Origin of the sequence: Pseudomonas sp. 25 R 14, from assembly GCF_900004755.1 — a bacterium.
Taxonomy (GTDB): Bacteria; Pseudomonadota; Gammaproteobacteria; order Pseudomonadales; family Pseudomonadaceae; genus Aquipseudomonas; species Aquipseudomonas brenneri.
The window spans coordinates 1-11,817 of the sequence record NZ_CVTS01000007.1; the positions used below are offsets into that span (position 1 = coordinate 1).

The 11,817-nt window shown below is 65.1% G+C and carries 1 protein-coding gene; it reads left to right on the plus strand.

The annotated features are described in order from the left end of the window. The coding region (locus tag BFQ03_RS00935) for a filamentous hemagglutinin family protein (RefSeq protein ID WP_065942326.1) at nucleotides 1–11,817 on the plus strand (11,817 nt) is incomplete at both ends.

Here is an 11,817-nt window from a genome sequence, read left to right on the forward strand (position 1 = left end):
ACCAGCAGATGCAGCGCTCACTGAGCACGCTCAACAACAGCGTTGCGGCGATTGCCGCCCAGCAGGCCGCGCAGGCGGCGGGGCGCCAGGCAGCGTTGGGGCAGGTCTCGACGATTCCCGATGGCCTGGGCAAGGGCGGCTTGCAGGTAGACAACAGCCTCACCCAGGGTTGGATCAACGCCAAGGGCCCGACCCAAAGCCAAGCCGGTGGCCAGACCACGGTGAGCATCGAGCAGACCGCCGACAAGGCCATCCTCAATTGGGAGACCTTTAACGTCGGGCGCAACACCACTGTCGACTTCCAGCAGCAGTCCAACTGGGCCTTGCTCAACCGCGTCAATGACCCTAACGCGCGCCCCAGTGAAATCCAGGGCCAAATCAAGGGCGCTGGCACTGTGATGATCATCAACCGCAATGGCGTGGTGTTCAGTGGCAGCAGCCAGGTCAATGTGCGCAACCTGGTGGCGGCCGCAGCGAATATCAGCGATGAGCAATTCACCCAGCGCGGGCTCTACGTCGACGCCAACGGCACCCAGCCAACGTTCACCGATGCGGCGGGCAAGGTCCAGGTGCAGCGGGGCGCGCTGATCCAGACCCATGATGCGGCCACGTCCACCGATGCTGGTGGCTATGCCTTGTTGTTGGGCTCGGAAGTGGAAAACGCCGGGACCCTCATCACCGCCAAGGGCCAGACGACCCTGGCCGCCGGCGACAGTTTTTATATCCGCAAAGGCGTGGGCACCACCGGCAATGCACGTTCCACCACACGCGGCAATGAAGTCGCCAGCAGCCTCAAGGCCGGCAGCAGCGCGGGCAGCGTGACCAACAGCGGCCTGATCATGGCCGCAACCGGCGACATCACCCTGACCGGCCACGCCGTGCAGCAAAACGGTGTCGCTCTGGCCAGCACGTCGGTGGACACGCGTGGCACCCTTCACCTGCTCAATTCGTCCACTGACACCACCGGCAGCGTCAGTCTTGGCGAAGGCAGCACCACCGCGATCCTGCTCGACAGCAGCGGCTCCACCGCACTCAACAGCCAGCGCGACAATGGCCTGGTCAATCTTGACGGGCTGGCGAACCCCTTGATCAGCGGGCAGTTCAATAACCTGGGCAGTGTGGCCGACCGTACCGATCAGTCGCGCATCGAGATTGTCAGCGGCGGCACCGTGGACTTCCAGAAGGGCTCGATTACCCTTGCCACCGGTGGCCAGGTCGCGGTCAGCGCCGGCCAGCGCAGCCTGGTGCGCGACGGTGCGATGATCGACGTGTCCGGCGCCATCGGCGTCAAGGTGGCGATGCAAGCCAACAACATCAAGATCAACGTGCAGGGCAACGAGCAACGTGATGCACCGGTCAACCGCGATGGCGGGCAGTTGATCAACAACGATGTGTGGGTCGACCTGCGCGAATTGGTGTTTGTGCCGGCGGGTACCAACGGCTACGCAACGGATCGCTGGTACACCGCTGGCGGCCTGCTGGAAGTCGGTGGCTATCTGGGCACGCAAGGGCACGTGGTGGGCGAGTGGATGGCCCAGGGCGGTACCGTGACGTTTACTGGCCGTGACGTCGTGACCCAGCAGGGTGCGCAGATCAATCTGTCGGGCGGCACCGTGGATGTCCAGGCCGGTTATGTCCAGCAAACCTGGCTCAAGGGGCCGGACGGGCGCTTGTACGAGCTGTCGAAAGCACCGGGCGATATTCTCTACAGCGGGCTTTACAAAGGCTTTGAAGACACCAGTGAGCGCTGGGGTCGGACCGATCTCTATTACAACCCGCTGATCGCCCCACAGCGTCGCTTTGAGGCGGGTTACACCGTGGGCCGCGATGCCGGCAAGCTGGTGGTGGGTACGCGCAGTGCGGTGCTTGAAGGCCAACTGATCAGTGATGTGTTCCAGGGCGATCGCCAGACCCAGGCACCGAACATCAACCTTGACGGTTACCAGCAGTCGCAAAAGGCTCAGGCCCAGCGTGCGCAACTGATCATTGGCCAGTACACGCCGATCTTCAACAAAAGCACGGGTACCCTGCGTTACGCCCTGACGCCGGGCATGGAGCAGGTAGTGATCGAGAGTGGCGCGCCAGCCATCGCCGACAGCCTGGACCTGAGCGCCGCGCTGCCGGCCGGGCGCCAGGGCAGGCTGGTGCTCGACAGCGAGCAGCTCAACGGCTTCCAGTTGGGCGCGATCAAGGTGGGTGCCAAACAGCAGATCACGGTCAATGGCGCGTTGTCGGTGGCGGACGGTGGCGATATCACCCTGTATGCGCCGCAGGTGGCGGTCAACGCCAACCTGACGGCCCACGGCGGCAGCATCAATGCTGGCAACGTGCTGAGTCAGGTCAACCTCAATCGGCAGAATGGCGTTGAAGATGTGATTCTGGCGGGGATCGGGCAAGTCGCTGTGGCCTCCGGGGCGGTGCTGGATGCCTCCGGGCGCTGGAACAACCTGGCACTGCAGCCGTCCATCATCGGTGGTGTGGCTTACGCCAATGGCGGCAAGGTGTCGCTGCGCAGCACCGGCGATGTGAGCCTGGGGGCGGGGAGCCTGGTGCAGGTGTCTTCGGGCGCGACTGCTGGGCAGGATGGCAAGGTCAGCGGGGGCAAGGGCGGCAGCGTGACGTTGGGCGCGCTGGGGGCGCTGGTGTTGGGCGGTGAGATTCGGGGTTACGGTGTCAGCGGTGGCGGGACCCTGGCGTTGCAATCGCACAAGGTGCTGATCGGTGAGGCAAGCACTCCAGACGCGGGCACCCTGCAACTGGCGGGAGACTTTTTCAACAAAGGGTTCTCGGCGTATGACATCACTGGCAATGAAGGGTTGATCGTCGCTGACGGCACTCAGGTCGCGGTCAACATGCCGGTCTACCGTGTTGGCGAGCAGGTGCAAACGGTGCCGAGCGGCAGTGATCCGGCCAGCCTGATGGCGCTGTGGACACCCCCGGTGTATCAACAGGATGCGCTCAACAGCGTGCTGAGCCAGCGTCGCGGCGCCAGCTTGAGCCTGACGGCTGGGCATCAGGACTCCACCGCTGCGCAATTGGCAACCACGGCGCTGAGCGTGGGCCAGGGGGCGGTCATCACGGTCGACCCGGGCCAGGCGATCAACCTGCGCAGCGTCGGCCAACTGACCCTCAATGGCACGCTCAACGCCTGGGGCGGCAGCGTCAGCCTGAGAGGCCTGAACGTGGCCAGTTCCGAGGCGGTGAATGCCGCGGGTCACGGGCGTTCGATCTGGGTTGGCGAGCAGGCGCTGATTGATGTGGCCGCGCGGGCGGTGAGTGCCGTGGACAGTCGTGGCCGCAGCTATGGCCTGGTGCGCAATGGCGGCACGATCAGCCTTGGCGGCGAGCTTGACCTCGCCACCGGCATTGCCAAGGCCAGTGATGTGTTTGTGGTGGTACGCGATGGCGCGCGCCTGGATGCGTCCGGTGCCCAGGCGGGCCTGGATCTGCCGGGTCGGGGCCGGGTGCAGGTGGCCAGCAATGGCGGCAGCATCAGTGTGGCCTCCAACAATGGCCTGTACCTGGACGGCAGTCTTGTGGCCCAGGCCGGCGGTGCCGGTGCATCGGGCGGGAGCCTGGCCCTGGCCCTGGAAAGCCCTTACTACATCAAGAATGCGGTCTCCGACCGGGTGCTCAAGCCACGGGAGCTGGTGCTCAGCCAGACCCGGCAGGACAGCACCCTGGCGGGCACTGCCCAGGCTGCGGCTGTCGAGCTGGAATATGGGCATGCTCGCCTGGGCGTGGATCAGGTCAGCGCCGGTGGCTTTGACAACCTGGCATTGCTGAGCAATGGCCTGCTGAGTGTTGACGGTGATCTATCGCTGCAGATGGGCCAGAGCCTGCGCCTGTACAGCGGCGCCCTCGGCCTGAGTGAGAATGCTGCGCCAGATGCCCGGGTCAACCTGTCGGCACCTCACCTGCTGTTGGCGGGCATCCTTGCGCCCTTGGAAGCCAAGGACCAATACCTGCATCCGGTGTTGACCAGCGCCATGTCGCAACGCGCCACCGAGGCGGTGTTCAACGCCAACGCCAATCTGCTGGAGGTACGCGGCAATGTGTTGTTCGGCAACAAGAGCAGCCTGACTCAGGCCGACAATAGCCAGGTGAGTGTCGAACGGCGTGGTTTCGATGATGTGCAACTGAGCAGCCAGGGTGACCTGCGTTTCCTCGCCGGGGCCAGCGCGGATGCAATCGCTCTGGGCATCAGTACCCAGCTCATGACCCGGGGCGACATGACCCTGCGGGCCGCGCAGTTGTACCCGGCGACCGAAGTCGGGGCACGGGTGCTGGCTGGCTACGTGGACGGGGTTGCCGGCTACGACCCGACGCGCACCCTGACCATTGCCCGTACCGGCAACGAGGCAGGCGCTGTACCTTACTCGGCCTTCGGTCGCCTGCAACTGGGCGGCCCGACCATCAAGCAGGGCGGGGTCGTGCGCGCCCCCCTGGGGCTGATCGAAGTCGGCATCCTGGGCACCCAAAAAGTCGAGCTGCTGCCCGGTAGCCTGACTTCGGTGAGCGGCAAGGGCCTGGTGTTGCCCTACGGTGGCACGGTGGATGGCCAGGTCTACCAGTACAACGGTAAGACCGTGTCGTTCCTTGGCCAGGGGGCGATTACGAACCTCAATGGCGACCTCAATGTGGGGGTGATCCTTGGCGGTCAATCGGTGGCGGTGCTGCCAGAGGCCACGCTGGACCTGTCCGGTGGCGGCGAATTGCTCGGCGCCGGGTTTATTTCCGGACGCGGCGGTTCCACCGATGCGCGCTACAACCCGCTGATGCAGATCGGCACCAACGGCGGCTTTGTCCTGCCGGGCCTGGGCAGCAACCCGGTCTACGCCATCGTGCCTGGGGGGCAGCCGGGTTATGCCCCGGTGGCACCGGAGGGCGGCGCGGTAGACCCGTTGATCGGCCAGCAAATCACCCTGGACGCTGGCGTACCGGGACTGGCTGCGGGGACCTATACCCTGATGCCCTCCACCTACGCCTTGATGCCGGGGGCGTTCCGTGTGGAAATCAACGGCCTGGCGGGGCGCGGGACCGAAGACGTGCCACAGGCACTGCGCAATGGTTCATGGTCGGCTGCCGGGCGCCTGTCCATCGTCAATACCGGGATCAGCAACCGTGTGGCCAGCCAGTTGATCCTGACTTCGGCCGACACCCTGCGCCGTTACTCCCAGTACAACGAAACCGGTTATGCCCAGTTCGCCGTGGCCGATGCCGCCAAACTCGGCGTGCCACGGGCGTTGCTGCCGGTGGATGCCAAGACCTTGAAACTGGCGTTGAACCCCGGTGGCGGGGCAGACGCCTTTTCCTTCGCCGGTATCGGCCGCTTCGAGGCGGCAACTGACGGTTATGCCGGCACGGTTGCCGTGATGAACATGGGGACCGGTGGGATGGAGGTGGTGGCGCCAGGCAAGGCGGCCACTGATGGATTCGGGGGCGTCACCGTGGCGGCGGACAGCCTCAACGCCCTGGGCGCGGCACGCCTGATGATTGGTGGGATGACCCAGGTTTCGTATGGCCAGAGCGGCAACTACATCAATGTGGTCGGTGCCAACAGCGGCTCTATCACCTTGCGTGAAGGGGCGAACCTGGCTGCACCGGAAGTGTTCCTGGTGAGTACCACCGGCGAGATCGTCATGGAGCAGGGCGCCTCGATCAATACGATTGGCCGGGGCAAGGCCAGTTATGACGCACGCGACGGTTTTGTCTACCAGGTCGCGAATATGCTGGCGGTCTCCAACGGCTTGCTCAACGTGGTCAACGCCGTACAGGCGGGCGGTGCCTCCAGTGGCGGCATCAATCTGGGGGTGTGCAACAGCGCGCCCTGCGATGGCCAGACTGCCCTGTATTCAGACGGCAGTATCGTCGCCCTGACCGACAAGACGTTGCAGATGGGGGATGAGGTGCGCTACGGCACCCGTCATCTCAACCTTGGGCTGGCCAGCATCAACGTCGGCAGCCCGCAAGCGTTGGCCGAGGCGGCGGCCGGCAATCGCCTGCCGGCCGGCATGACCCTGACCCAGGATGTGTTGAATCGCTTGTTGCGTGGCGACACGCAATTCGGCGCGCCGGCCCTGGAAACCCTGCAACTCTCGGCCCGCGACAGCTTCAACTTCTATGGCTCCAGCACCCTCGATACGTATGACGCAGTGACCGGCAAATCGTTGCTGAGCAACCTGATGCTCGCCACCCCGGCGATCTATGGGGCCGGCAGTGCCAGTGATGTGGCGAGCATTCACACCGCCAACCTGATCTGGCTCGGCGCGCAAACACCTGCCGGCGCGGCAATCGCGGGCGGGGCCGGCAGTGGTAGCGGGCGCCTGGATATCAGCGCCGAGCGCATCGAATTTGGTTATGGCGATTTTGCCCAACCGAGCACCACCCAGCGCTTCGACCGCCTCGCGTTGGGATTTGCCGACGTCAACCTCAAGGCCAGCGAGCGCATCACCGCCAATCACAAGGGCAGCCTGTCGGTCTATCAGCGCCAGGGTGCTTACGACCCTATCAAAGGGTTTGCCTACACGGGCGGCAACTTGAACATCCTGGCGCCGTTGCTGACCGGTGAGGCGGGATCGGTCAACCGCATCACCGCCGGTGGCGTACTGGATATCGCGGCAGCAAAGGGTGTGCGTGGCAAGGTCGAAGGCCAGGGCGGCGAGCTGGCGTTGCAGGGCGACAGCATCCGCCTGGCCAGTGCGGTGGTGTTGCCCAGCGGCAAGGTCACCCTCGATGCGCGTGGCGACGTGGTTTTGAGCGATGACGCACTGATTGATGTGGCCGGGCGTGCCATCGTCTTCAACGATCTGACTAAATACGGCGCGGGTGGCGAGGTCTCGTTGCAAAGCCGCGAGGGCAATGTGCTGCAGGCCGCAGGCTCGACCATTGACCTGTCGGCCCAGCACAACCAGGCGGGCAAGCTGCGGGCGGTGGCGGTGGGTGAAGCCGGCGGCGTGGTTGACCTGGCGGGCAAGCTCTTGGCGGGCAGCAGCGGTGACTACGATGCCGGCGGCACCCTGGTGCCGTACCTGGCCGGTGCGGTTGAGATCCAGGCCCAGCGCCTGGGCACTCGCGGTACCCTGGACGAGCAGTTTGCTGCTCTCAACCAGCGGCTCAACCAGGGCCAGGTATTTGGCGCGCGCAGCTTCCAGCTCAAGCAGGGCGACCTGAGCATCGGCAATGACGTCAAGGCCAACAGCGTCAGTGTCTCGCTGGACAATGGCAGCCTGCGCGTTACCGGGCGGGTGGATGCCAGTGGCGAGCGGGTGGGCAGCATCAACCTGCTGGCCAAAAAAGGCCTGGCCCTGGACGGCAGCGCCGTGCTCGACGCCCATGGCAGCCAACTGCGGGTGGACAGCCATGGCCAGATCATCGATGCGCCGAACCGCGCCACGGTGGTGCTCGGTTCGGGCCAGGGCCAGTTGACCCTCGCCGATGGCGTACGCATTGACCTGCGCCACGCTACCGAGGCGGCGGGCAATGATGGTCGCAGCCGTGGCACCCTGGAACTCAATGCGCCGCGCTTGGGCAGCAATGACATTGCCATCGATGCCCGTGGCCGCCTGGATATCCAGGGTGCGCGCTCGATTGCGCTCAACGGCATGATCAGCTACGACGATGCGCTGACCAAGACCGATGCCACGGCCAGCGGGCGCCCGTACCAGGTGATCGACCAGAAGTACCTCGACGCCAAACATGCCTTGAGTGTGTTGTTCATCAACGCTGCCCTGAAGAACAACGACCTGCTGCAGAACAAACTGGCAGGCTTGAACAACGCCACCTATGCCGACGCTTTCCATCTGCGCCCGGGTGTGGAGATTGTCAGCAAGACGCCCCAGGGCGATCTGGTGGTGCAGGGCGATCTCGACCTCTCCGGTTATCGTTACGCCAGCCTCAACCCGCATACCCAGAAAAACGCGGATATCTACGGCTCCGGCGAAGTGGGTCGCCTGACCCTGCGCGCCGGCGGCGACCTGAATATCTACGGCAGCATCACCGACGGCTTTGCGCCGCCACCGCCGACCGACGATGACAACGGCTGGGTACTGCGCCCCGGTATCGATTACACCGGCGGCACCCAAGTGGTGCCGGGTACGGGCGTGACCCTGGCTGACGGCACGAAGTTTCCGGCGGGTGCGGTGCTCAACTTCGATGTGTCGATCAAGGCCCTGAGCCTGGCGAACGGTACACGGCTGCCGGTACCGGTGACCCTCAGCCAGCCTCTGGTACTGCCTGCGGGTACGGTGCTGGCGGCAGCGATACTGGATGCATCCGGCAAGGAGCTGTTTGCTGCGGGGACGCTGCTGAGCCAGAGCCAGACCCTGGCGAGCGGCACTGTACTGGGGGCCGGCACCCTGCTGACCAGCAACACCAGCGTGCGGGCGTTTATCTGGCCCAAGGGCGTGCCATTACCCGGGCGCCTGGGCAGTACGGCATTCGTGACCCTCAATGGCAGCAAGGCACTGCCCCGTGGCGCACTGCTGCCGGCAGGCACTGATGTCAAGTTGTCGGGCGGTGTGAAGTCGGTGAAATTGCGCGTCGAGGAGGCGGGGCGTCAGGGCAAGAACTGGGGCGTTGCGCCGATGCTGACGGAAGGCTCCCAGGCGTGGTCGATCCGCCTAGTGGCCGGGGCTGACACCCAGGCGGCTGACAGTCGGCTGCTGCAGCCGTATCCGTCGACCGGCAACCTGCGCCTGGCCGACAGCCATTTCGGCATGTTCGCCGAGGGTGTGCTGGTGTGGACCGAGCAGGGCTCCATCGACAATTACGGCGACACCAGCATGGTCGGCAAACCCGTGAGCGCCGGCAACCTCGGAACGTGTACTGACTACCCCGGTTCCTGTGAATCCGGCGGTGATGCCTACAGCCTGGTGGCGGGGGGCAGCAGCCGTTTCAGTGTGATCCGCACTGGCGCAGCCGACCTGGACCTGCTGGCGGCTGGCAACCTGAGCATGGAATCGCTGTACGGGGTCTACACCGCTGGCAGTTCTTCCACGGGCACCTCGGCCAACGACCCCTACAACCTGCCGCGGGCACTGGGCGAAAATGGCAAGGTGTTGGGCAATAGCGTGGGCGGCAACGAGAAACTGGTCAACGGCGGCGCCGACAGTGTGTACCGCGCCTGGTACCCGCAGGCGGGTGGCAACCTGTTGTTGAAAGTGGGCGGGAACCTGACCGGTAACATCACCAGTCCATCACTCAGTGTCTCGGGACGCCCGGTCAGGAGCGATCGTGGCCAGGACTCGGCGAATGTCGGCAACTGGTTGTGGCGCCAGGGCAATGGCTTGAGTGGCCCTGAGGCGCAAGCCACTGCCTGGTGGATCAACTTTGGCTCCTACGCCACCAACCTGGCCCAGGCGGGAGGCGCCGACCAGATGCTGGGCTTCACCGGCTTCGGCACGTTGGGCGGGGGCAACCTGAATGTCGAGGTGGGCGGCGATGCCGGGATCATCCGGCCGTTGGCTGCCGGTTATGTACCTCAGGCGGTGAACTTGCGCAGCCAAGGGGTGGTGTTGGCGGTGGGCAGCAGCGGGCGCGTAGCGGCTGATGGCAGCCTGCAATTGACCGGCGGTGGCGACTTGAACCTGCGGGTCGGCGGCGCGGTGAATCCAGGCAGTCAGATCGCTATGGATCACCTCAATGGCGCGCTGGTGAACCTGCGCGGGAATGTGCAGTTGACCGGCGGTGCCCTGGGCAGCCTGACCTTGCGGTATGGCAGCCGGGCTATCGACCAGAGCCCCAGTGAAGTCCGCGCCTATGACCCACTGCGCGCCACATCGGCCTCGGCGGCCGGTGGCTTGAGCCTGTTGCCCGGTGATGCCTCCTTCAACCTGGCCACCCGTGGGGACCTGGTGTTGCAGGATGTGGCCGATCCAGGGCGCGTCGCCCAGACAAATGCCCTGGCCTACGTAAACAATGGGGTCAACGGCGTCGGGCAAAGCTGGTTCAGCCTGTGGACCCGCAACACGGCAGTGGACCTGTTCTCTGCCGGCGGCAACCTGACACCGCTGACCCAAACCCTGGAAACAGACATGGCGGCGGTCTATCCCGCCACATTACGTGCGGTGGCCGCCAGCGGCAGCCTGTATTACGGGCGTGCGGCGACTGCGAACCCCGGCTCGATGCCAGCGCTTGTGGCGCTGGTACTGGCGCCATCGGCCAACGGCCAATTGCAGTTGCTGGCCGGGGATTCTATCTATGGCGGCGACCTGACCGTCAGTCGCTCCAGCGCCGCGCCGGACAGCCTGGCAACGATCCTCAACCCGGCGTTCCTGGGCTTTGCCAATTCCCTGCCGATCGCGGGCAGCGGCAACCTTAGCAGTGATAGCAATATTGCGCGCCTGGGGCTTTCCCCGCTGTTCACCTTCGGTGCCAACGCGGCCAGCACGTTGTGGGGCGATACCCTGGACCCTGCGCGCTTTTATGCGCTGAGCGGCGACCTGCTGGGCGTCAACAGTGGGCGTGCCCTGACCATCACCAGTGCCGGTGACCCGCGTGTGGGGCAAACGTTTTATGAAGGCGCAGGTCCGGTATGGATGCTGGCCGGGCGTGACATCGTCAGCAGCGGCACGCGTCTGGGTGGCGCCAGCGGTGGCGAATCGGCGACCGGTGAATATGCTTTCGACGCCAACCTGTTTGTGCATAACGGCCTGACTGATATCTCCATCGTCAGTGCCGGGCGCGACATTCTCTATAGCAGCTTCAATGCGGCGGGGCCCGGTACGCTGGAGTTGATGGCCGGGCGCAACATCCTCATGGAGGACAAGGTCAGCGTCAACAGCCTTGGCGCTGTGGCAGCGGGTGATAGCCGTGCCGGCGCGAGTATCGTCATGCAAGCCGGAGCCGGCCCCAACGGCCCGGACTACCGACGTTTTGTCGAGGCTTACCTGAACCCTGAGAGCCAGTTGCAAGCGGGCGAACCCTTGACGCTGCTGGGCGGCAAGGTTGCCAAGACCTACGAGCGTGAACTGCTGGACTGGCTGGCCGGGCGTTTCGGCTTTGTCGGTGACAGCCAGCAGGCCAGGGCCTACTACGCGGCGCTGCCAGCGGAGCAGCAGCGAGTGTTTGCCCGTGAGGTGTACTTCGCTGAACTCAAGGCTGCCGGCCGCGAGTACAACCAGGCGGGCGGCGTACGCGAGGGCAGCTATGTGCGCGGTCGGGCGGCGATTGCCGGGTTGTTCCCGGACAAGGACGTGGCCGGTAATGCCATTGCCTACAAGGGCGATATCACACTGTTTGGCGGCGCGGGGGTGCACACCAACTTCGGTGGCTCGATCCAGATGCTCACGCCGGGCGGTGGCCAGACCTTCGGTATCGAGGGCGCTGCGCCGCCGTCGACGGCTGGGGTCATCACCCAGGGCGCGGGCGATATCCAGCTGTATTCCCTGGGCAGCATCCTGTTGGGTCAGAGCCGGATCATGACCACCTTTGGTGGCTCGATCATGGGCTGGTCCGCTGCGGGCGATATCAACGCCGGGCGGGGGTCCAAGACCACCGTGGTCTACACCCCGCCACGGCGGGTGTACGACAACTGGGGTAATGTCAGCCTGTCGCCGTCGGTGCCGAGTACCGGGGCGGGCATCGCCACCCTCAACCCGATCCCGGAAGTGCCGGCGGGGGATATCGACCTGATTGCGCCATTGGGCACCATTGATGCGGGTGAGGCGGGGATCCGTGTGTCGGGCAATATCAACATTGCCGCGTTGCGGGTGGTCAACGCGGCGAATATCCAGACCCAGGGCAAATCGTCGGGGGTACCGGTGTCGGCGGCGGTCAATACCGGGGCGATGAGCTCGGCCAGTGCGGCGGGGGCGG